The following is a 26,126-nucleotide window of genomic DNA, read 5'->3' as shown; positions in this document are numbered from 1 at the left end:
TGCCTCGTGTCCTGGCTCACCGATCCGTTCTCGCTCGAGTTCGTCCAGCGCGCCCTTCTCGGGGGCGTGCTGGTGGCCGTCCTGTGCGGGATCGCCGGCACGTGGGTCATCGTGCGGGGGATGGCCTTCCTCGGTGAGGCCCTCGCTCACGGGATGCTGCCCGGCGTGGCGCTGGCCACCGTTCTCGGGTTGCCCGTGCTGCTGGGGGCGGCGGCGAGCGCCGTGGTGATGAGCGTGGGCATCAGCGTGCTGCAGCGGCGGGCGCGGCTCTCGTACGACACGAGCATCGGTCTGCTGTTCGTCAGCATGCTGGCGCTCGGGGTCATCGTGATCTCCCACGCGGGCAGCTTCGCGACGGATGCCACGGCGATCCTGTTCGGCGACATCCTCGCGATCGGCGGTGGCGACATCGTCGTCCTCGTCATCGCCGTGGCGGCCGGGATCGCCGCGGCCACCGCGGCGCACCGACCGCTCGTGGCCCTCGCCATCGACGAACGCGTCGCGCACGTGATGCGCCTGGGGCCCCGTGTCGCGCAGACGGTCCTCGTGGGCCTCGTGACCCTCGCGGTCGTGGCCTCCTACCAGGCGGTGGGGTCGCTCCTGGTCGTCGGCCTGCTGGTCGCCCCCGCCGTGGCTGCACGCCAGTGGACCGAGCGCATCCCCACGACCATGGCGCTCGCCGCCGTCTTCGGCGCGGCCGCCGTGGGCGTCGGGCTGCTGGTGTCGTGGCACGCCGCGACGGCGGCGGGCGCCACGATCGCCGCCGTCGCGATCGCCGCCGCCGGACTGTCCTTCGCCCTCCGTCGGTCCGTCGAGGTCCTCCGCCGCTTCGTCGCTCCCGATCCCGTTCCGGCCTGACTCAGAAAGACCGCATGCTCCACCCCCTGTTGCCCCGCCTGTTCCCCCGCCTGTTCCCCCTCCCGTTCGTCGCGGTCCTCGCGCTCACCGGCTGCGCGGCGACCGGTTCGGCGCCCCCGCCCACCGCCGACGCGCACGGCGCGATCGAGGGGGCGGTCGAACTCGCCGAACCGGCCCTCGGCCTCACCTCGATCGACGGGGAGGGGCGGGTGTCGCACCTCGACCTCCTCGACGAGACGACGGTCGAGATCGGACAGGTACGCGCCCCGCTCGCTGTCCACACCGACGGTCGGTACCTCTTCGCGATCGACGAGACGGGTGTCTCGGTCGTCGACAGCGGGGTGTGGACGTGGGATCACGTCGACCACTTCCACTACTACCGCGCCGAGCCTCAGCACCTGGGAGACGTCGAGGGCGGAGGGGCGGCAACCGTCGCGACGTCGAACTCCTCGACGACCGGGGGAACGGGGCTGTTCTTCCGCGAGACGGGAGACGCCGTCCTGCTCGACACCGAGGCGCTCTCGAAGGGACGCGTCGAGGAGTCCTTCCGTCTGGCGCGTCAGCCCGGCCCCGGGATGGTCGTCCCCGTCGGGTCGTTCGCCGCGGTGGTGTCCGCCGACGAGGTGACGCTGCATAGGTCCGGCGGCGCGACGATCGGCGACTCGGCCGTGTGTCTCGATGCCGCCGGCACCATCACCACCCGAGTCGGGGCGGTCATCGGATGCCGGGATGGCGCGCTCCTGGTCCACGTCGAGGACGAGCGACCCGTCGTGGAGCGCATCCCCTATCCGGAGGGCGTGCCGGCGGCACGGGCCACGGCGTTCGCGAATCGCGAGGGGCGTCCTCGCGTGGCGGCGCTCGCCGGTGATCTCGGCGTCTGGATGCTCGATACCCGTGCTCGGTCGTGGACACTGCTCCCCGCGCCTGAGCCGATCGTCCAGGTGACGGCGGTCGACGACGCCGACGCGAACGTCCTCGCCCTGACCCCGGACGGGCGTGTGCTCGTCCTCGACGGTGAGACCGGCGCGGCGCGCGCGGCATCCGTTCCCCTGGTGGGGGAGAGTCTCGCCGCCGGCGCCCCCGTGACCCTGGTGGCGGATCAGCAGCGCGCCTACCTGAACGGCCCGGTCGAAGGGCGGCTCTGGGAGATCGACTTCGCAGACGACGCGCGCATCGCTCGGGAATTCGCGACCGAGCGCACGCCCGTGTTCTTCGCCGAGACGGGGCGCTGAGATGAGACTGCTCCGCATCGCCGCAGCCCTGCTGCTCGCGGGGGGAACGCTCACCGGCTGCGCGACCGCCGAGGGCGACCGTCCGCTCGTGGTGGTGTCGACGAACATCCTGGGCGACGTCGTGTCGAACCTGGTGGGCGAGGACGTCGAAGTCGTGACCCTCATGCGGCCCGGCGCGGATCCACACTCCTTCGAGATCTCGGCATCCGAGGCTGCGCGCCTACGATCGGCCGATCTCGTCGTCTCGAACGGCCTCGGACTCGAGGAGGGGCTGCAGCAGCACCTCGATGCCGCCACCGACGCGGGCGTCGTCACCTTCGTCGCGGGCGACGCGGTCGACGTTCTGCCCTACACCTCGACCGATGCCGACGGCGCCGACGATCCGCACTTCTGGACCGACCCCGCGCAGACGATCGCTGTCGTGGAGGCGCTCACGCCCGTCCTCGAACGGATGGACGGTGTGGATGCCGAGGCCGTCGCCGCCCGGTCCTCGGTGTACCGCGGGCAGCTCCAGATGCTGGATGCCGACATGACCACCGCCTTCGCGGCCATCCCGCCGGCGCAGCGCGCCCTCGTGACCAACCATCACGTGTTCGGCTATCTCGCCGCGCGGTTCGACTTCCGCGTCGTCGGAGCCGTCATCCCCGGCGGAACCACGCTGGCCGCGCCCAGCGCGAGCGACCTCGCCGACCTGGTCGCCGCGATCGACGACGCCGGGGTGCGCACGATCTTCGCCGAATCCTCGCAGCCCGATCGACTCGTCCGCGCCCTCGCCGAGGAGGCCGACATCGAGGTCACCGTGACCGAGCTGTACACCGAGTCCCTCACCGAGCCGACCGGGGGCGCCCCCGACTACCTGACCATGATGCGCGTCAACACGGAGCGCATCGCCGCCGGCCTGTCGCCTTAGCGGCCGGCCGAACCAGAGAAAGAAGAAAGAGGAATCACATGCGCATCCTTTCCCTCCGACGCGCGGGCGTGCTCGCGCTCGCGGTCGGTGCGACCGTCGGACTCGCGGCCTGTTCCGGCGCCCCGGCCCCGGGCTCGTCCTCGTCCGCCGCGGACGAGACCGGCACGCGCGTCGCGTTGTCCTACCCCGGCGGCATCGTCGTCCTCGACGGTGAGACGCTCGAGGTCGTCGGTGACGTGGACTCCGAGGAATTCACGCGACTGAACTCCGCCGGTGACGGCCGGCACGTCATAGTGACTACCAGCGCCGGTTTCCAGGTGCTGGATGCCGGCACGGCGACGGACGCCCCCGTCCTCACCGACCTGGTGTTCCCGGCGGAGAAGGCCGGACACGTCGTCGTCCACGGCGGCAGGACGGTGCTGTACGCCGACGGCACGAGCGACACCACCGTCTTCGACACCGATGCGCTCTTGGCATCCACGGACGACCTTCCGGACACGGAGACGATTCCGGGTGCCCAGGCGCACCACGGCGTCTCGATCGTGCTGGAGGACGGTTCGTTCGTCACGACGGTCGGGAACGCCGACGGGCGTACCGGTATCGTGGTGAAGGATCCCTCCGGTGGCACCGTCGCCGAGAGCGCCGACTGCCCGGGAGTCCACGGCGAGGGAACCGCCCAGGGGGAGGTGGTCGTCTTCGGATGCGAGGACGGTGCGCTGATCTTCGAGGGCGGCGGCATCACCAAGGTCGACGCCCCGGATCAGCCCTACGGGCGCACCGGCAACCTGTTCGTCAGCGACACCAGCCCCCTGGTCCTCGGCGACTACAAGGACGACCGTGACGCCGAGGGCTACCTGCTGCACCGGGTCGCGCTCATCGACACCGCGACCAAGACGCAGACCGTCGTCGACATGCCCGAGGGTGCCGCATACACCTTCCGCGATCTGGCGCGGGGTCCGGGGGACCTCGGCTACGTCCTCGCGTCGGACGGTGCGATCCACGTCTTCGACCCCGAGGCCCGGGCCTTCACGGATGCTTTCCCGGTCATCGATGCGTGGGAGGGGCCGGCCGAATGGCAGGACGCGCACCCGGCGATCAAGGTCAGCGGTGACATCGCCTATGTGACCGAGCCCGCGAAGAACAGGGTCCACGCTGTCGACCTCACCACCGGTGACGTGCGGGCCACCGCGACCCTCGAGGTCACGCCGAATGAGATCGCGCTGACGCGCTGACGCGCTGACGCGCTGACCGCCCCGGCACGATACCCGGGGCGGTCGGCCGTCCCGCGGTGCGCGGGTCAGGGGGTCACTGGTCGACGAGGAGCGCGCGCGACTTCGCCTCGAGGAACGACACGAGTGCGCCGAGCACGTTGAGTTCATTGCCGAGGTTCACGATCGCGACGGCAGTGAGCTCGATCGTCGTGTCGCGCGCCTCCATCGTGGCCATCCAGCGCCCGTCGCTGCCCGGGATCGGCTGGAGATAGGTGATGGTCGCCGCCTCGCTGAGGTCGACGACGATCAGCCCACGGTTCAGCTCGGTCTCATCCTGCTGCGGGAGGACGCGGATCTCGCTCCCGGTGAGGTATCCCAGGTGGCGGAACTCATCGAGCCACTGTTCCAGCAGTCGCAGATCGAGCAGATCACGTACAGGCACAGCACACTCCGTCTCGGGCGCACAGAACGCGCTCGAGCCATTATCCCGGGTCCGCGCGTGATATGCGTCCCGCGCCACCCGGATGCTCTTCAGGCCGCGCGCACCACTCGGGTGCGTCGGGCGGCGGGGATCACCGGAGCTGCAGCGTGCGAGACGGCGCGCTCAGCGTCTTCCCACGTGCGCAGATCGACGACGAGTCCGGCCGAGGCGTTGGCCTGGTCGGCCAGAGTGCGGAGGTACTCACCCACGAGCTGTTCGGGTTCGGTGGAGCTGAACACGAAACGGAGGGGGATGGACGGGTGCAGCCAGATGGAGGAGCGACCCGCCACGTCGGGGTCGCCGGACCACGTGAGGGTGAATGACTCCTGGCGGCGGAGTTTGGTGGAGGTGATCACCTTGACGTAGGCCAGCAGCCGGTCGGGGAAGGTCACCGGAGAGACGTCGGTGCCGTAATAAAGCGAGGCCATGTCGCGACGGTAGCACTATTTCATCCAGTTAAATAACTAACTGAAATATTCACAGGTTTAACCAGCTGTCACTAGGGTGGAGACATGTCCTCGCGCCCCGCACTCTCCACGGCGCTCGACGCCTACATCGAGGCGCGGCGCTCCGCAGAGGCGGCAGCGCGCGCTGAACTTCGAGTCAGCGAGACGGAGGCGCGAGCTCTGCTGCGCATCCGCGAGAGACCCGGCATCCGCCCGTCCGAACTGCGCGATCACCTCGGCGTGACCTCGGCCGGGGTGACGACCCTCGTCGACCGTCTCGTCGAGCGGGGGCTCCTGCGCCGTGAGGTCGACACCGAGGATCGGCGCGTGAACCACATTCACCTCGAGGTGGATTTCGATGCCGTGCCGTGGTCGCAGTTGGACCTGTTCTCGCGTGACCTCGACGACGTCGTGGAATCGGAGCCTGTGGAAGCCACGAGCACCTTCGCGGACACGCTGCAGCGGATCATCCGGGCGACGTTGGCTCGTCGCTGACCACGGGGATGTGGGCGAACGCGTCCTGCAGCGCACCCCGGACTGCGCGGATGCCGGGTCTGTCCGCCGTGCCTCGACGCACCGCCGTGAAGATCTCGCGTCGCGGCCGCGCGGGAAGGTCGATCGACCGTATGGCGGGTTCGTCGCCGCCGAAGACGAGAGCGGGAATCATCCCGACCGCGTGACCGGATGCCACGAGCCTCACGTGCGCGGTGAGGTCGGCGAGCTCGAAACGGACGTCGGGCTCGAACCCGGCCGCTCGGCATTGCTGCGTCGCCCATTGGCGGGCGGCGGTCCCCTCGGGCTCCATCACCCACGCGCGATCGGCGAGGTCGGACAGCGACGCGGCGGGGTCACCGTTCGCGACGGCGAGGCGGATGGCATCCCGCCCGAGGGTGCGGCGCTCGAGGAGATCGCGTTGCTCGCGCGTGTGACCGGGGTACTGCTCGGCCACGACCAGGTCGAACCCGCGGGCGGCCACTTCGAAGAGCCCCTCCTCGGGGGCGAGTTCGGCGATCTCGACGCGCAGGCGCGGCTCGCTCGCGGCCAGGACGTCGAGCGCCCGGGGCACGAGGCCATGGGCGGCGGACTGCATCACGGCGAGGCGCACGGGCGCCAAGGACGGCTGGAGCGACTCGAGTTCCGCGCGAGCGGCTTCGTCGGCCGCGAGCATCCGAGCGGCGTGCGCGGCGAGGGCTTCGCCCTGGGCCGTGAGGCGCACGCGGCGGCCGTCGGGTTCGAGAAGGGGCACGCCGGCCTCGCGTTCGAGCTGAGCGAGCTGCTGCGAAATCGTGGAGGGGCTGAAAGAGAGCGCCTCGGCAACGGCGGCGAGGGTTCCCCGCATCGAGAGTTCGTGCAGCAGGCGGAGGCGTCGCAGATCGAACATCGCCTCTTCTTTCGTTCTTGTCGAAGAATACTCTTCATAAATCATCGCTTTTGTCGATCATAAAACGACCTCACACTGGGGGCATCCGAGGAAGGACCCCCATGTCGCTCACCGATGTCACCCCCGCGGAGATCGCCCCGGCCGACCTGGCCGACGACGCCGTCGCCCTCGTTCGCCGGTGGCTCGTCGAGAGTCGCTCGGAACCCGTGGATGCCGCGGCCACCCGGCTCGCGGGCGTTCTGCGCGACCCGAACGGTCTCGCGTTCACCGTCGGGTTCGTCGACGGCGTGGTCCGGCCCGAAGACCTCCGGGTCGCGGCGGCCAACCTCGCCGGGCTGGCGCCGTTGGTGCCCGGGTTCTTGCCGCTGCACTTGAAGGCGGCGATCCGCCTGGGCGCCCTGACTGCGCCGATCCTGCCGCGCGTCGTGGTTCCGGCCGCCCGCACGGCGCTGCGGTCGATGGTGCGCCATCTCATCGTGGATGCCAGCGACCGCCGTCTCGGCGACGCCATCGCCGCGATCCGCGGTCGTGGAGAAGGCATCCGGCTCAACGTCAATCTGCTGGGCGAGGCGATCCTCGGGAAGAAGGAGGCCGCGCGCCGGCTGGAGGGCACTCGGCGGCTGCTCGCCCGGGACGACGTGGATTACGTCTCGATCAAGGTGTCCTCGACCGTCGCCCCGCACACGCCGTGGGCGTTCGACGCGGCGGTCGCCGACGCCGTGACGGCCCTCCGCCCGCTGTACCGCGTGGCGAAGGAGACCGGCACCTTCCTCAACCTCGACATGGAGGAGTTCAAGGACCTCGACCTCACACTCGCGGTCTTCGAGACCCTCCTCGGCGAGGCCGAGTTCCACGAGGTGGAGGCCGGGATCGTGCTGCAGGCCTACCTGCCCGACGCTCTGGCCGCGATGATCCGCCTGCAGGAGTGGACGGCCGCGCGGGTGGCATCCGGGGGTGCTCCGATCAAGGTCCGGGTCGTGAAGGGGGCCAACCTGCCGATGGAGCGCGTGGACGCCGACGTGCACGACTGGCCGCTCGCGACGTGGCCGTCGAAGCAGGCGACGGATGCCTCCTACAAGGCGGTGCTCGACTACGCGTTGCGGCCCGAGCGCACCGCGCACGTGCGCATCGGCGTCGCGGGTCACAATCTCTTCGACGTCGCTCTGGCGTGGCTGCTCGCCGAGCGCCGCGGGGTGACCGACGGGATCGACGTGGAGATGCTCCTCGGCATGGCCACCGCCCAGCAGGCTGTCGTCCGGAGAACGGTCGGGTCGATCCTGCTGTACACCCCGGTGGTCCACCCTCGCGAGTTCGACGTCGCGATCGCGTATCTCATCCGACGCCTGGAGGAGGGCGCGTCGAGCGAGAACTTCATGTCGGCGGTGTTCGACCTCGACGGTCATGAAGCACTGTTCGCGCGCGAACGCGACCGGTTCCTCGCGTCGCTCGCCGACATGCCGATGGGCGTTCCCGCGTCGCACCGGGTCCAGGACCGCAGCGCGGCTCCGGTTCCGGCGTCCCGCGCGGGCTTCCGCAACACGCCGGATTCCGACCCCGCAATCGCCGCGAACCGGGTCTGGGCCGACGGGATCGTGGCACGCATGGCGTCGTCGCGTCTCGGCGCCGACACGATCGCCGCGCACACGGTGACCGAGGCTGCGGTGCTGGACGAGCGCCTGCGGGATGCCGCGGGCGCCGCCGCCGCGTGGCGCGACCTCGGTGCGGACGCGCGCGCGGAGATCCTGCATCGTGCGGGTGACGTGCTCGAGGCCCGCCGTGCCGATCTCATCGAGGTGATGGGTGCCGAGTGCGGCAAGGTCGTCGAGCAGAGCGACCCCGAGGTCTCGGAGGCCATCGACTTCGCGCACTATTACGCCGAACAGGCGCGGCACCTCGACCGTGTCGACGGTGCCCGGTTCACGCCCGTGGGTCTGACGGTCGTGACGCCGCCGTGGAACTTCCCCGTCGCCATCCCCGCCGGATCGACTCTCGCCGCCCTCGCGGCCGGATCCGCCGTCGTCATCAAACCGGCCGCTCTCGCGGAGCGCTCCGGTGCGGTCATGGTGGAGGCGTTGTGGGACGCGGGTGTCCCCCGTGACGTCCTGACGCTCGTGCAGGTGTCCGAGAACGACCTCGGCAGGCAGCTGCTCACGCACCCGGCCGTGGAGCGCGTGGTGCTCACGGGCGCGTACGAGACGGCCGAACTGTTCCGCTCGTTCCGTCCCGACCTGCCGCTGCTGGCCGAGACGAGCGGCAAGAACGCCGTCATCGTGACGCCCAGCGCCGACCTCGACCTCGCCGCGAAGGACATTGCGCCGTCGGCCTTCGGCCACGCCGGACAGAAGTGCTCGGCGGCCTCCCTGGTCGTGCTCGTCGGGTCGGTCGCCCACTCCCGTCGCTTCCGCGACCAGCTCGTCGACGCCGTGACCTCGCTTGAAGTTGGGATGCCGTGGGATGACGCCGCCCGCGTCGGACCGCTCATCGAGCCCGCGCAGGGCAAGCTGCTGCAGGCCCTCACGACACTCGAGCCCGGGCAGCGCTGGGTCGTCGAGCCGCGGCGCCTCGACGATGACGGCCGGCTGTGGCGTCCCGGCATCCGGGAGGGTGTGCAGCCCGGCAGCGAGTTCCACCGCACCGAGTACTTCGGTCCGGTGCTCGGGATCATGACCGCGGAGACCCTCGACGAGGCGATCGACATCGTCAACGCGATCGACTACGGCCTCACTTCCGGGCTCCACGCCCTCGACGAGGCGGAGATCCAGCGCTGGCTGGCGCGCATCGAAGCCGGCAACGTCTACGTGAATCGCGGAACGACGGGCGCCATCGTGCAGCGCCAGCCGTTCGGCGGCTGGAAGAAGTCCGCCGTCGGCGCGGGCACCAAAGCGGGCGGCCCGCACTACCTGTTCGGGTTCGGTTCGTGGACGGATGCCGAGTCCGCCGCGCCGCTCGGTACGGACGCGCTCACCGGACCCGCCTCGGCGGCGGTGCCGGTCGGGGACCGCGCGTGGCTGGCATCCGCTCTGGCTTCGGATGCCGCGGCGTGGGCGACGGAGTTCTCCCTGGCGCGCGATGTCACGGGGTTGGAGTCCGAGCAGAACGTGCTGCGCTACGCCGCCGTGCCGGTGACGGTGCGGCTCGAGAATGCGCGCGACGCGGCCCTGGTGCGTGTCGTGGCGGCCGGTCTGCGCGCCGGTTCGGCCGTCACGGTGAGTGCCGGTCGCGACCTGGCCCCCGCGGTGCGGGCATGGCTCGAGGGCGCGGGCGTCGCTCATGACATCGAGGACGCGGCTGCGTGGTCGCGCCGGGCGGCACGACTCGCGCGAGCCGGCGGTCGGGTTCGTCTGCTCGGCGGTTCCGTCGAGCGGTTCGCCGAGGACACCGCCGGCTCACCCGCCGTGGCGCTGTACGCGGGTGAGCCGACCCGCGCGGGCGAAGTGGAGCTGCTGCCGTTCCTGCGCGAGCAGGCGGTATCCATCACCGCCCACCGCTTCGGCACGCCCCGTCGGTACGCGGTTCCTCCGCTCGTTCGGGGCTGACCTTCCCTACGCCGTGCCGCCGGATGCCACCCGTTCGGCGGCACGGCGGACCGACACAGGGACCGGCGTGCCCGCGATCGTCTGGGCCGAGGTGACCGGCTCGCCGGCGACGGCCCGCAGCGGGAGCAGCCCCGCCCACACCGCCCGGTCCTCCCCGTCGCCGTCTTCTTCCATCGCCGATCCGGCGTTGTCCTTGATGCTGGCTTCGGCCAGGGGCACGCGCAGCACCAGGGTGGCGGCGAGTTCGCGGGCGGTCATGGGGCGGACCTCCGCCGACCGGCCGGGCATCAGGTGCTCGGACAGCGCGAGGAGGGCGCCCTCCTTCTCCTCGGGAGGGACGACGGATGCCACGGCATGCACGACCGCGCAGCGGTACCGCATCGAGCTGTCGAACAGGGACCGGGCGTACTTCAGCCCCAGGAGGTGGGTGACGGTGAGGCACACCGGCGTTCCGTCGGCGATCCGGCGGAAGAAGTCGCTGCCGGTGGAGCCGTGGATGAGGACATCGTCTCCGTCGCGGCCGATTCCGACCGGAAGGGCGATGGGGCGCCCGTCGCGCACGATCGCGACGGTAGCCGCGAGGGCGCCGTCGATGATGTCGTAAAGCGCGCTTCGGTCGGTGACCTGGTAGTGCGGCAGTCGGCGGACGCGGGTGAGCGGGGTGAGCGGCAGGTCGGTCATCCTCTGATTCCACCGCCTTGAGTGGACCGTGTCCTAGACCGATTCTCTTGGTGATGAGTGGTCCAGTGGGATACTGGCATCCGTGATCTCCGCCGGCATCCTCGATCGGTCCTCGTCGGTGCCGCTGCACACGCAGCTCACCCAGGGGCTGCGTGCCGCGGTCGTCGAGGGGCGGCTGGCCGCGGGGGAGGCGCTGCCGTCGACCCGGGTGCTGGCCGACGACCTCGGTGTTGCGCGCGGAACGGTCGTCGCCGCCTACGACACTCTGGTCGGCGAGGGATACCTTCTCGCGCGGCCGGGGGCACGGACGATCGTCGCTGCGCTTCCGCGCCACGCGGTCGTGCCCGCGCTGGTGTCGACGCCCCCGACCGCGTCGGCATCCGCTTTCATCGATCTGCGTCCCGGGCGGCCGGGGACGCGCGGGCTCGCCGACGCAGCCTGGCGGTCGGCGTGGCGCCGGGCGAGTTCCACGGATCCCGAGTCCGACATCTCTGACGAGCAGGGCTCGCCGGCCCTGCGCGCTGAGATCGCCCGTCACCTCGGACGCACTCGCGGGGTGGTGGTCGACCCCGGCGATGTGATCGTCACGGCCGGGACGAGCGACGCTCTGCTGCTCGCGGCTCTGGCACTCCCGGCGCGGCGGCCGGACGGCATCCGACGCTTCGGGGTGGAGAATCCCGGCTATCCGCGGGTGCGGATGATCCTCGATCGCGTGGGCGTCGAGATGGTCCCGCTCCCCGTCACCCCGGGGGACGGTCTGGATGTCGATACCGTCGAGAAACACGACGACCTGGATGCCGTGATCGTGACGCCCCACCATCACTATCCGCTCGGGAGCCGACTCGACGCCGCTGCGCGTGCACGCCTGGTCGCCTGGGCGCGCGCCACGGGGACCATGGTGATCGAGGACGACTACGACAGTGAGTTTCCGCACGGCCGTGCGCCGCTGCCGCCCCTCCGACTGCTCGATCCGCAGGGGGTGATCCTCATCGGAACGCTGTCGAAGGTGCTGAGCCCCGCGTTGCGATTCGGGTGGGTCGTCGCCTCCGGAGCGGTGCGCGACCGCCTGCACGAGACGCGGGCGGACCTCGACCTGTCGGTGTCGACGGTGACGCAGCACGCGCTCGCCCTCTACTTGGCGGATGGATCGCTCGCCCGCCACACGGCCCGTCGTCGGCGTGACTACCGCCATCGGAGGCGACTCGTGCTCGAGGCGTTGGAGCCGGTCATGGGCGTGCAGCTCGCGGCGATGAACGGGGGCCTTCACGCCGTCGCGCTTCTTCCCGCGGTGTCGCCGGGGGAGGAGTCGCGGCTGGTGGCGCGAATCGCTGCGAGAGGAGTGCTGGTCACCGGACTCGCTGCCTATGCATTCCCCGATGCGCCCACCGACCTTCCGGCCGGTCTCGTCCTCGGGTACGCCGAGCCGACCACGGTGCGGCTGGCGGAAGCGCTGGCCGTGGTGGCAGGGGTCGTGTCCGACGTTGGGCTCGACGTCAGGCTCGGGGCGGTGGCAGGCGTCGTGTCTGACGTTCCGTCTGAGCTGGGGGGCGTGACCGGGCGGTCGTGATGATTCCCCAGGGACGCGAGTCCAGGCGGCGGCGACACCTCGTCGTTGCGTGCGGCGCGTGATCGCGGTTGTGGTTACGGCCGTCGCCGGGCGGGCTGGGTCAGGCTTCTCGTCCGGCGCGTGGATCCGCGCGGCGTGCATCCGCTTGGCGTAGATCCGCACGGCGTGGATCCGCACGGCGTGGATCACCAGGGTGCAAGTCAGAACGGTGGTGGATCGGCATCCGGCACGAACAGAACCCGCCCGGGGAGTTTCTCGCGATGGTCTTGTCCGAGAGGGCTTTGGAACCGCAACGTGCCGTCCGCCTCCTGGTTGACTGTCCACTCGGTCTCCGTCTTGAGCGTGTGGTGACGAACGCAGAGGTGACACAGGTTGTCGAGCCGGGTCGGACCGCCCGCGTGAGCCTCGTGGTTGTGATCGACCTGGCAGCGCGTGATCGGCGCACGGCATCCGGGAGCGCGGCAGTGTCGGTCGCGAGCGGCTAAGAATCGACGTTGCGAGGTCGTCGGCGCGTACCGGTCGACCTCGAGCACCGTCCCCGTCACCGGGTCGCACAGAACGCGATCCCATCCGGGCGCGTGCGCGGCCAGGCGTCGCGCCGTCTCGGGGTCGATGGGTGTGAGGCCATCGATGCTCGCCCCCACGTCTGTTCGGCCGAGGAGCGTCATCACTGGGACGGTGACCTGCACGTGTCCGCGGATGGCGCCCAGCCCTCCGGGGCAGATGGCGTCTGTCGTCGGGTCGATTGCGGGCGTCGCCGTCAGCAGGAGGTCGGCGCAGACATCCGCGGTGATCTGCGTGAGCGTGCGGTTGTCACGCAGATGTTGATCACCCACGTCGGCGTCCGTGTCCACCCTGGCCTCCGCGTCGACCGTCCCGCCGTCGTCAACGGCCCCGACCTCCGTGGCATCGTGGGCATCGGTTCTCAGCGTTTCGTCTCCGCGGTCGGGTGGGGCTGTTGATCCCGCAGCCTCAGCGGCCACCCCCGCGGCACGAATCGCCGCGGCCTGCCGGCGCAGACGATCGCGGATGCCGTAGGCGACCGTGGCGGGCAGGATCACGCTTAGCTCGGCCATGCCGTCGGCCAGATCTCGCACACTCACGCCGCGCGATGCGGCGGCACGAGCGTGCCGCTCCGTCATCCCGACCGGATGCACGCTTTCCGCGAGCTCTCGCCCGAAAGCGCGCACGCGACCGGGGGAGTCCCGCTCTGCGCGGGCGAGGACGACCTGCTCCCACCCGGCGCGTGTCGCGTCATCGTCGAGAACGATCCCCGTCTCCAGGATCGCCTGAGCGTGACGGACCCCGATGCGTCCCTCCGCGAGGGCCCCCACCGTCGCGGCGAACTTCTCCACCAGCGTGTGCGCGTCGGAGAGTTCTTTCTGCACAGTGAGGTCGTGACTGCGAGTGGCCACGGCGATCTCGAGCGCGAGGGAACGAACCGGCATCGCACGCTCTCGGCTCTCCCGGGAGCGTGAGCGCGCCACCTGATCGAGCGCAATTTGCAACGCCTCCGCGCGGAGCGTCACGAGCGAGGCCTGCACGCGCGCCGCCCGCGCCGACTCGTCGCGAATCGATTGCACGAGTACCTGCATCCGCACGCGCTCCCGCTCGACGTCGGACGATTCGGCGTCGAGAGGCGGGGTGGCGGGCATGGCTTGAGTTTAGAACAAAGCTTCGAATGATTGCGGCAATCTCACCCTCGCGGTCCCGGACATCACCCGAGACGTCGCTGTCGGCATCCACCAGTCGGGGACGCCCGTTCGTCCACTGCCGCGGATGCCCCCATTGCCGTGACTCCGGATGCCTCAGCCGCTCGCCATTCCCCACGCGCCCGTCGCCCAACGCTCCGGCATCCGAGCCAACCCCCGCCGTGGCACACCCGCCCCTGGACCGCGTGGCACACCACCCCGGGCCGCGTGGCATCCACCACCCGTCCTACCCGCGCCGGAGGATCTCCAGCGCCGCCATCGCCGCGTTCTGACCGCCGATGCCGCTCACGGCTCCGCCTCGACGGGCCGAGGATCCGCACATCAGTATCCGCGCGTGCCCCGTCTCGACTCCCCACCGCTCGGCGGCGCCCAGGTCGTCGGCGGCGCCCTCGAGCCATGGCCACGACAGTCCGCCGTGGAAGATGTCTCCGCCGATCATTCCGAGCGACCGCTCCAGGTCGGTCGTCGTGCGCGCCTCGATGCACAAGCGGCCGTCGGGTCCTTCGACGATGCAGTCCCGGAGCGGCTCCGCGAGCACGGCGTCCAGCGATCGCTGCGCCGCGGCGAGGAGCCGCGCCCCGGCGGCGACCCGATCCTCACCGTCGATGAGTCGGTGCGGCACCTGCAGCCCGAAGAGCGTGAGGGTTTGTGCCCCGCTCGCCCGCAGTTCGTCGCCGAGGATCGACGGGTCGGTCAGCGAGTGGCAGTAGATCTCGGCCGGGAGCGGGTCGGGCACGAGACCCGCGGATGCCGCAGCGTAAGCGGCATCCAGCTGGGTCATCGTCTCGTTGACGTGAAAGGTTCCGGCGAAGGCGGCTTCGGGGGTGACGGAGGCGTCTTTCAATCGGGGGAGCCGCGAGAGGAGCATGTTGACCTTGACCTGCGCGCCCTCGGGCTCGGGTGTCTCGGTCGGTGTGCCACCGGAGGTCAGCAGCCGCGCGAGCACCGCGCGCCCGACCCCGCTGAGCACCACGTCGCCGACGTACGTTTCGGGGCGATCGGTGACGGTGTGGACCTCGCCGGAAGGCGATACCGAGATCACCTCGACACCCGTGCGGATCTCTGCCCCCGCTTCGCGCGCCGCACGTTCGAGCTCGGCCGTCACCGCGCCCATGCCGCCGACCGGCACGTCCCAGTGCCCGGTCTCGCCGCCGATGACGTGGTAGAGGAAGCACCGGTTCTGTGCGAGGGAGGGGTCGTCCGACGACGCGAACGTGCCGATGAGGCCGTCGGTCAACGCGATGCCCCGAGCCAGGTCGCTGCCGAGTGAGGAACGCAGGAGTTCACCGAGCGGCCGTTCCGTCAGCGATATCCACAGTTCGTCGTCCGCCAGCCGTGCGCGCACCTCGTCGGCGGTCGGCAGCGGCTCGGTCATCGTCGGGAAGACGGCGCGACCGAGCGGCGCGAGGCGCTCGCCGAGAGCCGCGAACCGCTCGGCCTCGTCGGTGTCGCCGAGCGTCCGGGTGAAGGAGGCCGCGGTCGCTTCGGCATCCTGGGTGTCGATGAGGATGCCGCGCGTGGGATCCGCGGGATCCGGTGTGTAGGACGAATATCGCCGCCGGCGCAGGTCGATGCGCAGGCCCAGGTCGTCGATGATCCGGCGCGGCAGCAGGCTCACCAGGTACGAGTAGCGCGACAGGCGGGCGTCGACCCCCGCCCACGGGCGCTCCGATACGGCGGCGCCGCCGACGGCATCCTGTTTCTCCAAGACCACCACCGAGCGTCCGGCGCGCGCGAGGTAGGCCGCGGCGACGAGGGCGTTGTGCCCGCCGCCGACGATGACGACGTCGTATCGAGTGGTCTCCGCGGGGTTCATGTGCCCACGCTAGCGACCCCGTCCGACACCGCCCAGGGGTGGCATCCCGATAGCGTGGGTGCCATGACCCTCGCCGAAGACCTGCTCGAGATCGCCACCCGCATCGCCCGCGAAGCCGGGGATCTGGCTGTCCGCCGTCGGAGCGAGGGACTGGAGATCGCCACGAAGTCGGTCGCGGCCGACATCGTCACCGCCGCCGACAAGGAGGTCGAGGCCTTCGTCCGCGCCGAGTTGGAGCGCGAGCGCCCCGAAGACGGATTCTTCGGGGAGGAATCGGCGGCGCAGGAGAGCCGCAGCGGCATCACGTGGGTCGTCGACCCCATCGATGGCACCGTCAACTACGCGTACGGCATTCCGGCGTGGGCCGTCAGCATTGCGGCCGTCGAAGGATCCGACGACCCGGCGACCTGGAGCGCGGTGGCCGGCGTCGTCTACAACCCGGTTTCGGGGGAGATGTTCCGTGCTTTGCGTGGCGGTGGCGCTTGGCTCGGTGAGCAACGCCTCGCGGTCACGGCCGAGGTGGGCCCCGCCGGAGGACTCATCGCCACGGGCTTCGGCTACGACCCCGCCACGCACGGGCCCACGCTCGAGAGGCTCGCCCGCGTCATGCCCATCGCGCGCGACATCCGCCGCATCGGCGCCGCATCGCTCGATCTTGCTTCCGTCGCCGCCGGACGAATGGATGCCTATTACGAGAAGGGCACCAACCCGTGGGATCACGCCGCGGGGGTGCTGCTTGTCGAGGAGGCCGGCGGCATGGTCGGCGGAGCGCCGGGCGGGCGACCGGGCAAGGGCATGGTCATCGCCGCGAGCCCCGGGATCTACGGCCGACTCGAGGAGATCCTCGAACCGGAGTTGTGAAAGCCGACGCCTTGATGGCATTCCCAGACAGGCCGGGTTAGGGTAGTTACCTGTTCGTTATTTTCGCGACCCGAACCTGCGGAAATGGCGCAAGCCCGAAAGCCCGAAGCCGTCGCGCCCGCGACATGAACCGAGAGCCCCCGCGCGTTGCCGTCAGAAGCCCCAGAGACTGAGCCCGCCCGCACGCGGCGATCCAGTCGCCCCTCCGCCACGCCCGTCGCCACGGAGCCGACGCGAGCCGAGAGGCGTCGCCGCACCACTCCCGTTGCTGCTGACGACACTGCCGCGGCATCCGTGGTGGTCGAAGACTCTGCCGCCGAGCCGCTCACGCTCGATCCGGCACCGGTCGACGCCGAGGTCGCATCCCAGCCCGAAATCGTCGAGCAGGTCGCCGCCGCCGTCGTCGAGACCGTGATCGCCGCGACGATTCAGCCGACGCTGCCCGCTCCGCGCCGCCGCTCGTCGCGTTCCGCCGCTCCTGTCGCGAGAGACGCCGAGTCGGCCGCGACGACCGAGGCCGAGGCATCCGACGCCCTCGATGTCACCGTCGTCGACGAGCGTGGCTCCGATGACGTCGCCGTGATCCTGCAGAGCTCCGACGCCGCCGAGGCAACCACCCCGGTGACCCTCCCGACCTCGCCGATCACGCTTCCGGTCACACGCCGCAGTCGTCGGCGTCCCGCGCCCGCCGAGGACGCGTTGATCGTCGTCGCGTCGACCCCCGTCGAGGAATCGCGCGCAATCGACGAGCCGGTTCTCGGCCTCGCCAGCGACGCCACCGAAGGGTTGTCGGCTGCCGAGGAGGCAGAGGCCGGGCCGGCAAGCAAGCCCGTCGTCGCGGATGACACCGCCGATGAGTTCGAGGCCGCCGCACGCCTGTTCGCGTTCACGGGCGAGACCGCCATTCAACAGCCCGTCGCCGCTGCGGCGCGCCCGGTGGCGCAGGGTCTGCCCGCGACCGCCGCACCCCGCCGGCGTGACGGTCGTCGCATCGCCGCCGCCTCCTTCTCCATCGGGGTCATGGGCGTCGTCGGCCTCCTCACTGTCGGCATGACGATGCCGGTCAGCGCGCTCGCCTCCGCCAACGGCACGGCCAACGTCGCGTCCGCCGAAACCGTCGCGACGCAGAACCTCGCCGTGGGCGGCGGCGATGTCGGCGGCGGGTCCATCCAGGCCTACGTCGCTCCGGCGCAGTCGCAGGCCGCGGTCGTCGATCGAGCGGACGGCTACTCCGCTGCCACCTACGCGCAGGTCGCGGCGGACACGGGCATCAAGAACCCCAGCAACTTCTACGTCAACGACACGTCCGCGGCCATCCAATGGCCCTTCGCCGTGGGTGTCGGCATCACCTACGGCTTCGGCATGCGTGACGGTGTCATGCACGAGGGCGCCGACTTCGTCCCGGGCGAGGGTGCGCCGATTCAGGCGATCGCCGACGGCACGGTCCGCGAGGCCACCGAGGCCGGTGGCGGTTATGGTGTCGTCGTCGTGATCGACCACAAGATCGACGGCCAGCTCGTCTCGAGCCGCTACGCCCACATGCTGTATGGCTCGCTGCAGGTCAAGCCCGGGGATGTCGTGCACGTCGGCCAGGTGATCGGCCACACGGGCAACACAGGCCACTCGTTCGGTGCCCACACGCACTTCGAGATCCTGATGAACGGTACGGTCGCCATCGACCCGATCGTGTGGCTCCGCGCGAACGCCGGGCGTCACTCCCTCGATTAGAAGAGGCCGCCTCGCTCTGATATTCTCTTCTAGTTGCCCGGAGTGATCCGGGTACGCCCCGATAGCTCAGTGGCAGAGCACTTCCATGGTAAGGAAGGGGTCGTCAGTTCAATCCTGACTCGGGGCTCAAGGCATCCTTCTCGAAGACCGGATGCCGCGCGGCGGGGTAGCTCAGTTGGTGAGAGCGCACGACTCATAATCGTGAGGTCGCGGGTTCAAGCCCCGCTCCCGCTACAGATACGCCAGATCAGCCCCGGTTTCCGCCGGGGCTGCTGTCGTTATGGGGTGCAAAATCCCGCACAAACCCCGCACATTCGATTCGCGACACGCCCGTGTCGTCCCACACTGCGGGCGCTGCGCTCCTACACTCAGAATTGCTCCCAAGGTCAGCGTGTGTGGTGCAGGCTCACCTCTCGATCAGCAGAACCCCCGCCCTACACCGGGCGGGGGTTCTTTCGTTTACAGCCGCGCATCGGCGTGTCGGAACCTCGGTCGGCGTTCTCTTCCCTATGGTCGGATCCACCACACACACCAGGACCGTCAGCCGACTTTGGGAGGGATCGCGACATGTTTGCGAACGAGCTGCTGATCATGATTGAGGTAGAGACCTGTGAGCATCGCGTGCATCACTGACCCCGCGAAACGATCCAGCCCTGGCCGTATTCGGTCGGGGCTACTGGTGTCTGCCGCACTCGTTGCAGAGCAGCTCGCCCGACCACCCCACGATCCGGCCGTCGGCGTCAACGTTGACGACCCCGCCGGTTCGTTCGCCTTGCAGGTTCGTTCGCTCGAGCCTGAACCACGTCGAGCCGCACACGCACGTGCGCTCGCCGGCTGCTCGCTGAGCCCGCTCCGTCGGGAAGGCGATCAGTGTCATGCCGAGACGATACCGCGAGAGGAGGTGATTAGCGTGAAGCACCACGAGCCGAAGGGTCCCGATGGACTCTGGAAGACCGGTCAGCGCGTCCCGTTCGCGGGATTCTGGACTGACCAGTATGGGGAGGTGACCCACCATGAGGTGGGCGCTACGTTCCCGCCGTGCATCGACCGCAAGGGCGAATGCGCGTACCGCTATCTGGTCGAACAGTCCGCTGCAACGGGCTGACCTGATGGGGTGAGAGGGGCGAGGGGCGTCGGTTCTACCGGCGCCCCTTCGTCATAGACGGCGCGCGCTTCCTGCTGCGGTCAATGCACGGCGGAGCATGGCCTAAGCATGAGACAGATGTGACAGATGTGCAAGCCTACGCGCCGAGAACCGCGTCGAGGGCGTCCGCTGCCCGGTTTCCGCCGACCGTCTTCGACATGTACGTGCCCATCGTCAGCGACGGGTCCGCGTGCCCGAGGTACTCCGCGATGTCGCGGGGCGTGAGGCCTGCCTGATCGAGCGCCGTTGCGACGGTCTTCCGGAAGCTGTGGAACGTGTAGTCGGCGATCCCGAGCCGGGTGCGGGCGAGCGCCCAGTCCCTCGCGGTGTTGCGTGGGTCGCGGAGGTTCCCGAGCACGGTCGGGAACACGAGCCCATGCGAGTTCGGTCCGCCGCGGACGCGCCGGTCGCCCAGGATGCCGAGGACGCTCCCAGGAAGGCGGATGCGGCGCGTGCCAGCGTCCGTCTTCGTGTGGGTCTGCCGGATCACGCCGCGGCCGGTAGCGCGCACGGCATTCGCCCGAATCGTCGCTGTGCCCGCCTCGAGATCGACGTCGTCCCAGGCGAGCGCGCACGCTTCGCTGATGCGGACTCCGGTGCCCGCGACGAACTCGACCAGGTCGACGAGGTCGATCGCCTTTGCGCGCTCGTCAGCGCGGAGCTTCGCGAGGATGCCGGCGAGGTCCGCGAGAGGTATAGGGGTTGCGCCCTGCGCTTTCTGCTCGAGCGGCGCCAACTCCCGCACGGGGTTCGACCGGACGGCGTCTGCCCTCGTGGCGAGCCCCAGCATCCCGGACAGTACGGACCGGACGGTCTTTGCTGTCCCCACCCCCACCTCGGCCGTGATCGACTCCAGGAACCGCTGCAGCCTGTCCGGGGTCGCCTCGCTCACCGCGAGGTCTCCGATGCGGGGAGAGATGATCTTGCGGACGGCACGCTCGTACGTCTCGACCGTGCGCGGCGCCCGGCCTGCCTTCGCCGCCAGGAACCGCTCGCCCAGATCCCGGAGCCGGGTCTCCCGCTTCACGTCCGCCCTGGTCGAGGCCTGTACGGTCTTGAGGGCTTCCTTGAGCGCGTTCTCCGCCTTCGCGGCCGACCCGCCGAACCGCTCCACCTGCCGAGACTTTCCGTCCTCGAATCGGTATCTCGTGCGGGCGCGCCAGAGCTGATGCTTTCGCCGGTCGGCGTCTGGCTTGACCCGGAGCGCTCTCCGCCCAGTCGCCCCTTCGACGTACTCGACGGCCTGGACGGAGATGACGCCGTAGCTACTCAGCGGCGTTCGTGGACGGACCATCGCTCGCGGCCTTCAGTCGTTCGAATTCTCGCTGCGCCGCCTCCAGACGATCCATGTCCTCGCCTACGACGCGCACCGTGCGCTCGTCCAGCAAGTCAGCTATGGGGGCGTCCGGATACTCGAGGCGCTCCAGGTATGGTCGCAACGATGCCGGGGGCTCGGGGAGCTGAGGAACCAATGCCCCGGCCGTCATATTCGCAAGCCAATGATCGAGCTGCGCCCGCATGCGGTCGATCAGGTAATCGATGGTCCGCACGCTCCCGCCGGGCTCATCGCGAACACGCGCCTCCCCGCCGAGGTGCCAGATGGCGTTCTCTCGCCGTATGTCTGCGAGAAGGCGCGCGTACGTCTCGAGCGGATTCAGATAGGAGCCACGGAGCACCGAATCGGACGCTCCGCGCAACCATCGCAACGCTCCCGAAACTGACGCGTCAGGGAGCATGGGTGATTCAGGCAAGTCCTCAGCCGAAGGCAGGCCGAGAAGGATGAACTCGGGCGGCACGCGCAGCGCGCTCGCGAAGCTAAAGATCTCGCCAACACTGAATGATTTGCGCTTCTTCGTGCTGAGGATGCCATTGAGGGTGTCCAGACCGACTTTCCACCCCACCTCTTCTAGGCGGTCCCGCAAGGCGGGGATGGAGAGTCCCATGAAGTTCCTGAGCTCGTTCACGGAATGCACGACGCGCAGCGCGTACTCCGATTCCCAGGCGGCGAGCGAGGCAGAGTTAGTCACGCGCTGACTATACCCAGATATCGACAACCGTCACAGTTGACTACTCCGTGCATGACGTGGCAGACTTCGACGAACAGTCAGCGACTGACTATCTTGCGTCACGTCGCTCGTCATTGGAAGACAGGAGATAGTCGTGGCGACGGTATCCGAAATCGCGGAGCTACCCGCAGTGGCAACCCGAAAAATCGTGGCGGACTTCACGGGCATCTCGATGCCGACCCTCGCTCGGTGGGCCGTGGAAGGGAAGGGCCCGCGCTTCCGCAAGGCGGGATCTCGCTGCCTATACCTGCGGGAAGACGTCCTTCGCTGGCTCGAGTCGCTCGAATCGGGCGGCGGTCGAGCCTGATGCATGGCCACGACGTCGGCGAGTTCGCAACCGTCTCCGCCGCGCGAGCGGATCTCGCGCAAGAAGAAACCCCCGCGCCGGCGGCAACCGGACGCGAGGGTATAGCACCCCAGGAGGGCACCGAAATGAATATCACCATGTTGGCACAGAAGGACGAGATGCGCGAGGGGGCGCTCCGGATCAGCGGCAGCGACGCCCCGAACCACGTCTACTACTCCGACAACGCGGGAGGCTCTCTCCTGCTTCGAGTGCACTTTCGCATCGCGCGGCTGTCCGGTTCGGCGGGCTACACGCTGGCCCACTTCGCGGACGCGACGATCGAGGATCGCGCGCGCGCGAAGGAACGGGCGAGCCGCATCGGTGACCTGGGCGTCCTGTTCTCCCGTTGCAAGGCGGTGGGAGTGATGTACCGGCGACGCTACCCGGAGGACCGTCGGCGCTGGGTCGAGTACGTGATGCTCGGCACTCCCGTCAGTGACCCGTTAATCCAGCTTGAGCTCGAGATGATGATCGACCAGACGACCCCGGCGGTCGTGAACCCCAGGCTGGTGACTCGGTGAGTTCGTCGGGAGCGCAGTGTCGTTTCTCGGCGATGCCAGGGCTGGGCCTGCAGTCGGTCACCTATCGCGGGGACTACGTCGGCACTGTGCGGCGAGGCGCGGACGGATGGGAGGCGATCCGCCGGCGCGGCGGGCCTCTTACCGGTCTGCACCCGTCCCGAGCGGCCGCGGCGACGGCGCTGGTCGACGATCGCCAGCAGAAGGAGAACGGGTGACCCGTGCGGAAGCTCGCCTACCTGTACGCGGTCTACTGGGCCGACTTCGACGTGATGAAGGTCGGACGATGCGGCTCGGAGCGGCGCCTGCGGGAGCTGTGCCGCCGCGGCGTCGGTTCCCCGCGCGTGGTGATGTTCTACCCGGACACACCCGCGTCGTGGGAGCGTGGCGCGCTGCAGGCCATGCGGAAGAAGTTCGAGCCTCGGTTCGCGTCCGCCGTCGAGGGAGCCGACCTGCTCCTACACGACGGGTCCGGATGGACGGAATGCTTCTGGGTCGACGGGTGGGACGTGAACCGCGCCGTCGACACGATCTTGGCGGGGACGCTGCGCTATGCCCATGACGAAACGACGGTTCCTGACTCCGGAGGAGATGCAGGACGAGGATCTCGGCGAACAGACGCCGACCGTGCGGTTCGTGGCGATCGCGCTGCGGATGCTGGCGGACGACGAGGGCCGGGCGCGGCTGAACGTCCGCTCGATCAAGGGGCAGGCGTTCACGAACGATCAGTGGACGAGCGAGGACGTGATCGAGACGAGCGTGCTCGTGCTCGAAGAGATCGGCTTCATTCGAAGCTACGTCGTCGCCGGGCGGCAGTACTTCCAGGTGACATCGAGGTATCACACACCCCCGGAGAAGCCGAAGCGCTCGGAGATCCCACCCCCGCCGCCCCTGTCGGAACCGTCCGGACGGCATCCGGACGGCGTACCGATAAGAGGGGGGGAGGGAGGGGGCGGGCTCCCGTGGGGGGACACGTCCGGACTCGATCCCGACGACCTGCCCCCGAGCTTCTGCCCCGAGCACATGCCTTCAGGGTCGGGAGGGATCCCCTGCGGGCTGTGCGGGGATGCGCGCATGACACATCTGGCAGCCCTGCGAAAGAAGCGATCGGAACCACAGAACGGAGACGACGATGGATGAGCGCAGCAACGCATACGCCGAGCTCGGCGGTGGCCTGGGCGGCGGTATCCGCCTGGCACCCCGACCAGCTCCAGCCCGCATCCAGAGCGTCCGAACCCACCGCCACAGCTTCGACCCGGTGTCGGGCTGGTGTGGGTGCGGCCGCCGCGATGACGGGCGCGCGGCAGGTCGTCCTGAGTCTGCCCGGTGACGGGGTTTCGTCCCCCGGCCGTGGTGGCCGGGATCCTGACCGTCCCGGTGGCGGAGGTAGCCGAGCCGGCCGCACCGAAGACGCGGGCTGCACCTGCCGAGTTGGACGCGCTGACGGCCGTTCTCGGCCGCCTTCCCGCCGCGTGTGCGGACGATGCCCGGTTCACCTCCCACACGCCCGACGTCGCCGCGCTGAGCGCCGTGTGCGCCGCCTGCCGGGTGTGGCGGGCGTGCGAGGCCTACGCCACTGCGGCGCGACCGCTGGCGGGCTTCTGGGCGGGCGTGGCCTATCCGATCGACGACGAGGAGACCATGTGACCGGGGACTGCGCGCGCGGGTGCACTCAGCGGGGCGAGCACTTCGCAGCATGTGAAGACTACGGCCGCGACGATGGCGAGTGCGGAGGCTGCAAGCCACGCCCGGCACGAGACGGCGTCGTAGTCTGCGCCTACTGCTACGGCCGCCTGTGGTCCGCCTTCCAGACCGCGCCGGAGCTGATCGAGCACATCCGCGAACGATCCCATCTCACCTCCGCACACCGCCTCAGCCACGCACGAGGCCGCTCCGACCCGGCCGAGAAGGCCCCCACCAGCGTCGACATGCTCGACGCGCTCCGCGACCTCGGCATCATCCTCCAAGGAGAGGGGTTCCCCGCGTCGGCGGACGCACAGCAGACCCGGGATGCCGCGGGACTGATCGTGGGCGGGATCCTCGCCCGATTCGACGACCTCGCGAACGATCCTCAATCTGTCGCCGAGTGGTGGCCGCTGATGATGGCGCTCGAGATGCCAGACAACCCGACGTTTTGGACCTTCGCGCGAGCTGCAGCACGCTGGCCAATCCGCGACCGCCGACGCTGGGCAGCGAACCCGTGTCCAGAGTGCGACTTCAAGACGGTCATCGTCTCCCCGCCCCGCGACGGCCACGGCCGCACCTGGTACGCGTGCCAGCAATGCGAGTGGTCCGCCCATGACGGCGACGACGACGGCTTCTGGGGTGAGGCGTTCGAGAAGACCAGCACCCCCGTACTAGTGGAGCAGCACACCGCCTGAACATCCGAGGTGTCCACTACTGGACACCTTCACCTCCGAAAGGACGCCCCATGACCGACAACGAACGAGACCGCGACGAGGTGGACGATCTGACTCCGGATCAGGTCGTCGACCGCGCGCTCGGGCGCACCAGCGATGTCGACGACATCCTCGACCAGGCCATCGGCCGCTGACACGAACAGGACACCCCACATGGCCAACTACCTCGTGAACGAGAGCAAGCACCTCGATCTGATCGAGTGGCTCGACACCATCGAAGACATCGGCGTGAACATCGCCGACGCGTTCCCCGGCGTGATCGCCGCGAACGAGCGCGCGCACCGCATCCTCAAGATTAAGGAGAAGGCACACCAGGCCCACACGGCCGGGCGACGCCGGCTCCTCGCCACGATCAACCTGGACGACGAGGACGCCGTGATCGTGGCCGTCGACCGCGCTGCGCACGCCCAGAACACCGAGCACGCCGCGAACGTAGCCAACCTCTACGACAACGCCGCCGACGAGCTGCACGGGGATGCCGTCCGCATCTTCCGCCGCTCCGACATCCTCGCGATCCTCCGCCCCCGATTCGACGAAGTCGCCGCCCGGATCGTGGAGGCCGCGGAGACGATCCCCTACGGGGTGATGAGCATCGGAGATGCAGCCCGCCTCGGCCACGGGGACACGTACACGCAGCTCGAGCGGGATGCGCAGACGTGGAGGGCGATCGCCGACCTGATCAGCACCCTCCACCAGGCCGGAGTGCTCGACCTTGGGAGGGACTATCACCCCTTCGAGGCGATGCTCGAAGACGTGCAGGCGTACTGGGACACGCTCGCCTCCTCAGGTCGCCCGATGCGCGTCGCGCGCGCCGTCGCCGCCGGACGCCCCAACCTGCACATCCCGACCGAGCCGCATATCCCGTACGGCAACACGTCGGATCAGGACCGGTGGGCGTCCGAGGATGCCAACGCCGCCGAGAAGACCGCACGAGCAGCACTCGGCCTCACGGACTACTGAGGTCTGCTCGTCACCATGCGTCGCGTCAACGTCACCCCCAGCCTCCACCCCACGGTGCACCTCCTGCTGGACCCGGGAACGAAGGGACAACCCGCCACGAGGATCCCTGCGCGACCACGGCGCCGCGGCCACCACGCCGCGGCGCCGACCCCCACCCGGGGACCCCTCGCCCCCAGGGGACGGAGCGCGGGCAGAGGCTCGTGTTCGCAGTTTGTACAAGTCTGGGGATTTCACGGCGGCCCCCGGGAGCCC

26 protein-coding genes and 2 tRNA genes are annotated in these 26,126 nt (G+C 69.7%); 20 read left to right on the top strand and 8 right to left on the bottom strand.

Annotated elements, in window-relative coordinates:
- Positions 1 to 6: 6 nt before the first annotated feature.
- Genes aztB through aztD form a run of 4 tightly spaced genes read left to right on the top strand, consistent with a single transcriptional unit; the run spans position 7 to position 4,232 of the window.
- Positions 7 to 858 (top strand): zinc ABC transporter permease AztB, encoded by an 852-nt coding sequence (gene aztB, locus AC3WLZ_RS13260; RefSeq protein ID WP_492470340.1) that lies wholly within the window; start codon positions 7 to 9, stop codon positions 856 to 858.
- A gap of 14 nt (positions 859 to 872) precedes the next feature.
- On the top strand, positions 873 to 2,090 hold the full coding sequence (locus AC3WLZ_RS13255; protein ID WP_492470339.1) for an ABC transporter: 1,218 nt from the start codon (positions 873 to 875) through the stop codon (positions 2,088 to 2,090).
- 1 nt (position 2,091) lies between these two features.
- Positions 2,092 to 3,000: a zinc ABC transporter substrate-binding protein AztC gene (gene aztC, locus AC3WLZ_RS13250; protein WP_492470338.1), complete on the top strand. Its 909-nt coding sequence runs from the start codon at positions 2,092 to 2,094 to the stop codon at positions 2,998 to 3,000.
- A gap of 38 nt (positions 3,001 to 3,038) precedes the next feature.
- On the top strand, positions 3,039 to 4,232 hold the full coding sequence (gene aztD / locus AC3WLZ_RS13245) for a zinc metallochaperone AztD (RefSeq protein WP_492470337.1): 1,194 nt from the start codon (positions 3,039 to 3,041) through the stop codon (positions 4,230 to 4,232).
- Positions 4,233 to 4,305: 73 nt separating this feature from the next.
- On the opposite strand, the gene AC3WLZ_RS13240 is transcribed toward aztD, so the two are convergent.
- Positions 4,306 to 4,653 (bottom strand): hypothetical protein, encoded by a 348-nt coding sequence (locus tag AC3WLZ_RS13240; protein ID WP_492470336.1) that lies wholly within the window; start codon positions 4,651 to 4,653, stop codon positions 4,306 to 4,308.
- A gap of 89 nt (positions 4,654 to 4,742) precedes the next feature.
- Positions 4,743 to 5,120: a DUF7882 family protein gene (locus AC3WLZ_RS13235; RefSeq protein WP_412925377.1), complete on the bottom strand. Its 378-nt coding sequence runs from the start codon at positions 5,118 to 5,120 to the stop codon at positions 4,743 to 4,745.
- An 84-nt stretch (positions 5,121 to 5,204) separates the two neighbouring features.
- Between AC3WLZ_RS13235 and AC3WLZ_RS13230 the strand changes: the two genes are divergently transcribed.
- A complete protein-coding gene (locus AC3WLZ_RS13230) occupies positions 5,205 to 5,633 on the top strand; it encodes a MarR family winged helix-turn-helix transcriptional regulator (protein WP_412925376.1) in 429 nt (142 codons plus the stop codon).
- Here AC3WLZ_RS13230 and AC3WLZ_RS13225 read toward each other — a convergent pair.
- Positions 5,605 to 6,519 carry a LysR family transcriptional regulator gene (locus AC3WLZ_RS13225; protein WP_492470335.1) on the bottom strand — a complete coding sequence of 305 codons (915 nt, stop codon included), beginning with the start codon at positions 6,517 to 6,519 and terminating at the stop codon, positions 5,605 to 5,607. The two genes, AC3WLZ_RS13230 and AC3WLZ_RS13225, sit on opposite strands and share 29 nt — an antisense overlap.
- A 101-nt stretch (positions 6,520 to 6,620) precedes the next feature.
- Here AC3WLZ_RS13225 and AC3WLZ_RS13220 point away from each other — a divergent pair, with 101 nt between their 5' ends.
- Positions 6,621 to 10,055, top strand: coding sequence for a bifunctional proline dehydrogenase/L-glutamate gamma-semialdehyde dehydrogenase (locus AC3WLZ_RS13220; RefSeq protein WP_492470334.1), 3,435 nt, complete (start codon positions 6,621 to 6,623; stop codon positions 10,053 to 10,055).
- 6 nt (positions 10,056 to 10,061) lie between these two features.
- On the opposite strand, the gene AC3WLZ_RS13215 is transcribed toward AC3WLZ_RS13220, so the two are convergent.
- Positions 10,062 to 10,736 (bottom strand): pyridoxamine 5'-phosphate oxidase family protein, encoded by a 675-nt coding sequence (locus tag AC3WLZ_RS13215; RefSeq protein ID WP_492470333.1) that lies wholly within the window; start codon positions 10,734 to 10,736, stop codon positions 10,062 to 10,064.
- Between the two features lie 82 nt (positions 10,737 to 10,818).
- On the opposite strand from AC3WLZ_RS13215, the gene pdxR reads away from it, so the two are divergent.
- A complete protein-coding gene (gene pdxR / locus AC3WLZ_RS13210) occupies positions 10,819 to 12,303 on the top strand; it encodes a MocR-like pyridoxine biosynthesis transcription factor PdxR (RefSeq protein ID WP_492470332.1) in 1,485 nt (494 codons plus the stop codon).
- 200 nt (positions 12,304 to 12,503) lie between these two features.
- On the opposite strand, the gene AC3WLZ_RS13205 is transcribed toward pdxR, so the two are convergent.
- Both AC3WLZ_RS13205 and AC3WLZ_RS13200 read right to left on the bottom strand, forming a co-directional pair.
- Positions 12,504 to 13,958 carry an HNH endonuclease signature motif containing protein gene (locus AC3WLZ_RS13205; RefSeq protein ID WP_492470331.1) on the bottom strand — a complete coding sequence of 485 codons (1,455 nt, stop codon included), beginning with the start codon at positions 13,956 to 13,958 and terminating at the stop codon, positions 12,504 to 12,506.
- Positions 13,959 to 14,241: 283 nt separating this feature from the next.
- Positions 14,242 to 15,831: a phytoene desaturase family protein gene (locus tag AC3WLZ_RS13200; protein ID WP_492470330.1), complete on the bottom strand. Its 1,590-nt coding sequence runs from the start codon at positions 15,829 to 15,831 to the stop codon at positions 14,242 to 14,244.
- A 63-nt stretch (positions 15,832 to 15,894) separates the two neighbouring features.
- Between AC3WLZ_RS13200 and AC3WLZ_RS13195 the strand changes: the two genes are divergently transcribed.
- The 5 genes from AC3WLZ_RS13195 to AC3WLZ_RS13175 all read left to right on the top strand — a co-directional run bounded on the left by AC3WLZ_RS13195 (position 15,895) and on the right by AC3WLZ_RS13175 (position 19,525).
- Positions 15,895 to 16,692, top strand: a complete 798-nt coding sequence (locus AC3WLZ_RS13195; RefSeq protein ID WP_492470329.1) for an inositol monophosphatase family protein — start codon at positions 15,895 to 15,897, stop codon at positions 16,690 to 16,692.
- A gap of 294 nt (positions 16,693 to 16,986) precedes the next feature.
- Positions 16,987 to 18,420: a M23 family metallopeptidase gene (locus AC3WLZ_RS13190; protein ID WP_492470328.1), complete on the top strand. Its 1,434-nt coding sequence runs from the start codon at positions 16,987 to 16,989 to the stop codon at positions 18,418 to 18,420.
- A 55-nt stretch (positions 18,421 to 18,475) separates the two neighbouring features.
- A tRNA-Thr gene (locus tag AC3WLZ_RS13185) sits at positions 18,476 to 18,547 on the top strand.
- Positions 18,548 to 18,580: 33 nt separating this feature from the next.
- Positions 18,581 to 18,654: transfer RNA gene (locus tag AC3WLZ_RS13180), tRNA-Met, on the top strand.
- 445 nt (positions 18,655 to 19,099) lie between these two features.
- The gene (locus AC3WLZ_RS13175; protein WP_412925367.1) at positions 19,100 to 19,525 is read left to right on the top strand and encodes a hypothetical protein; all 426 of its coding nucleotides are present in this window, start codon (positions 19,100 to 19,102) and stop codon (positions 19,523 to 19,525) included.
- 136 nt (positions 19,526 to 19,661) lie between these two features.
- Here AC3WLZ_RS13175 and AC3WLZ_RS13170 read toward each other — a convergent pair whose 3' ends face one another.
- Both AC3WLZ_RS13170 and AC3WLZ_RS13165 read right to left on the bottom strand, forming a co-directional pair.
- Positions 19,662 to 20,858 (bottom strand): site-specific integrase, encoded by a 1,197-nt coding sequence (locus AC3WLZ_RS13170; RefSeq protein WP_412925366.1) that lies wholly within the window; start codon positions 20,856 to 20,858, stop codon positions 19,662 to 19,664.
- Positions 20,830 to 21,591: a hypothetical protein gene (locus tag AC3WLZ_RS13165; RefSeq protein ID WP_412926191.1), complete on the bottom strand. Its 762-nt coding sequence runs from the start codon at positions 21,589 to 21,591 to the stop codon at positions 20,830 to 20,832. The genes AC3WLZ_RS13170 and AC3WLZ_RS13165 overlap by 29 nt, the downstream gene beginning before the upstream one ends.
- Positions 21,592 to 21,724: 133 nt before the next feature.
- Here AC3WLZ_RS13165 and AC3WLZ_RS13160 point away from each other — a divergent pair, with 133 nt between their 5' ends.
- The 8 genes from AC3WLZ_RS13160 (at position 21,725) to AC3WLZ_RS13125 (ending at position 25,874) form a co-directional block, all read left to right on the top strand.
- The gene (locus tag AC3WLZ_RS13160) at positions 21,725 to 21,937 is read left to right on the top strand and encodes a helix-turn-helix transcriptional regulator (RefSeq protein ID WP_492470327.1); all 213 of its coding nucleotides are present in this window, start codon (positions 21,725 to 21,727) and stop codon (positions 21,935 to 21,937) included.
- A complete protein-coding gene (locus AC3WLZ_RS13155; RefSeq protein ID WP_412925364.1) occupies positions 21,937 to 22,497 on the top strand; it encodes a hypothetical protein in 561 nt (186 codons plus the stop codon). The genes AC3WLZ_RS13160 and AC3WLZ_RS13155 overlap by 1 nt, the downstream gene beginning before the upstream one ends.
- Before the next feature lie 32 nt (positions 22,498 to 22,529).
- Positions 22,530 to 22,712 (top strand): hypothetical protein, encoded by a 183-nt coding sequence (locus tag AC3WLZ_RS13150; protein ID WP_412925363.1) that lies wholly within the window; start codon positions 22,530 to 22,532, stop codon positions 22,710 to 22,712.
- Positions 22,713 to 23,052: 340 nt separating this feature from the next.
- Entirely contained in the window at positions 23,053 to 23,634 is a 582-nt protein-coding gene (locus tag AC3WLZ_RS13145; protein ID WP_492470326.1) for a hypothetical protein, read from the top strand.
- 186 nt (positions 23,635 to 23,820) lie between these two features.
- Entirely contained in the window at positions 23,821 to 24,141 is a 321-nt protein-coding gene (locus tag AC3WLZ_RS13140) for a WhiB family transcriptional regulator (RefSeq protein WP_412925361.1), read from the top strand.
- Positions 24,142 to 24,422: 281 nt separating this feature from the next.
- Positions 24,423 to 24,875: a hypothetical protein gene (locus AC3WLZ_RS13135; protein WP_412925360.1), complete on the top strand. Its 453-nt coding sequence runs from the start codon at positions 24,423 to 24,425 to the stop codon at positions 24,873 to 24,875.
- Between the two features lie 50 nt (positions 24,876 to 24,925).
- Positions 24,926 to 25,048, top strand: a complete 123-nt coding sequence (locus AC3WLZ_RS13130) for a hypothetical protein (RefSeq protein ID WP_412925359.1) — start codon at positions 24,926 to 24,928, stop codon at positions 25,046 to 25,048.
- Positions 25,049 to 25,067: 19 nt separating this feature from the next.
- Entirely contained in the window at positions 25,068 to 25,874 is an 807-nt protein-coding gene (locus AC3WLZ_RS13125) for a hypothetical protein (RefSeq protein WP_412925358.1), read from the top strand.
- The last annotated feature ends 252 nt before the right edge of the window (positions 25,875 to 26,126 follow it).

The organism is Microbacterium sp. FW305-3-2-15-F-LB2, assembly GCF_058787255.1.
This window is presented reverse-complemented; position numbering and strand designations above follow the sequence as displayed.

What these genes read in the sequence shown, in the direction of transcription:
- AC3WLZ_RS13225 (WP_492470335.1), bottom strand. Translation starts at nt 6,519, where the DNA reads ATGTTCGATCTGCGACGCCTCCGCCTGCTGCACGAACTCTCGATGCGG.
- AC3WLZ_RS13170 (WP_412925366.1), bottom strand. Translation starts at nt 20,858, where the DNA reads ATGGTCCGTCCACGAACGCCGCTGAGTAGCTACGGCGTCATCTCCGTC.
- AC3WLZ_RS13215 (WP_492470333.1), bottom strand. Translation starts at nt 10,736, where the DNA reads ATGACCGACCTGCCGCTCACCCCGCTCACCCGCGTCCGCCGACTGCCG.
- AC3WLZ_RS13200 (WP_492470330.1), bottom strand. Translation starts at nt 15,831, where the DNA reads ATGAACCCCGCGGAGACCACTCGATACGACGTCGTCATCGTCGGCGGC.
- aztC (WP_492470338.1), top strand. Translation starts at nt 2,092, where the DNA reads ATGAGACTGCTCCGCATCGCCGCAGCCCTGCTGCTCGCGGGGGGAACG.
- AC3WLZ_RS13130 (WP_412925359.1), top strand. Translation starts at nt 24,926, where the DNA reads ATGACCGACAACGAACGAGACCGCGACGAGGTGGACGATCTGACTCCG.
- AC3WLZ_RS13195 (WP_492470329.1), top strand. Translation starts at nt 15,895, where the DNA reads ATGACCCTCGCCGAAGACCTGCTCGAGATCGCCACCCGCATCGCCCGC.
- AC3WLZ_RS13205 (WP_492470331.1), bottom strand. Translation starts at nt 13,958, where the DNA reads ATGCCCGCCACCCCGCCTCTCGACGCCGAATCGTCCGACGTCGAGCGG.
- AC3WLZ_RS13220 (WP_492470334.1), top strand. Translation starts at nt 6,621, where the DNA reads ATGTCGCTCACCGATGTCACCCCCGCGGAGATCGCCCCGGCCGACCTG.
- AC3WLZ_RS13125 (WP_412925358.1), top strand. Translation starts at nt 25,068, where the DNA reads ATGGCCAACTACCTCGTGAACGAGAGCAAGCACCTCGATCTGATCGAG.
- AC3WLZ_RS13155 (WP_412925364.1), top strand. Translation starts at nt 21,937, where the DNA reads ATGCATGGCCACGACGTCGGCGAGTTCGCAACCGTCTCCGCCGCGCGA.
- AC3WLZ_RS13150 (WP_412925363.1), top strand. Translation starts at nt 22,530, where the DNA reads ATGCCAGGGCTGGGCCTGCAGTCGGTCACCTATCGCGGGGACTACGTC.
- aztD (WP_492470337.1), top strand. Translation starts at nt 3,039, where the DNA reads ATGCGCATCCTTTCCCTCCGACGCGCGGGCGTGCTCGCGCTCGCGGTC.
- AC3WLZ_RS13135 (WP_412925360.1), top strand. Translation starts at nt 24,423, where the DNA reads ATGCTCGACGCGCTCCGCGACCTCGGCATCATCCTCCAAGGAGAGGGG.
- AC3WLZ_RS13235 (WP_412925377.1), bottom strand. Translation starts at nt 5,120, where the DNA reads ATGGCCTCGCTTTATTACGGCACCGACGTCTCTCCGGTGACCTTCCCC.
- AC3WLZ_RS13255 (WP_492470339.1), top strand. Translation starts at nt 873, where the DNA reads ATGCTCCACCCCCTGTTGCCCCGCCTGTTCCCCCGCCTGTTCCCCCTC.
- AC3WLZ_RS13230 (WP_412925376.1), top strand. Translation starts at nt 5,205, where the DNA reads ATGTCCTCGCGCCCCGCACTCTCCACGGCGCTCGACGCCTACATCGAG.
- AC3WLZ_RS13145 (WP_492470326.1), top strand. Translation starts at nt 23,053, where the DNA reads ATGACGAAACGACGGTTCCTGACTCCGGAGGAGATGCAGGACGAGGAT.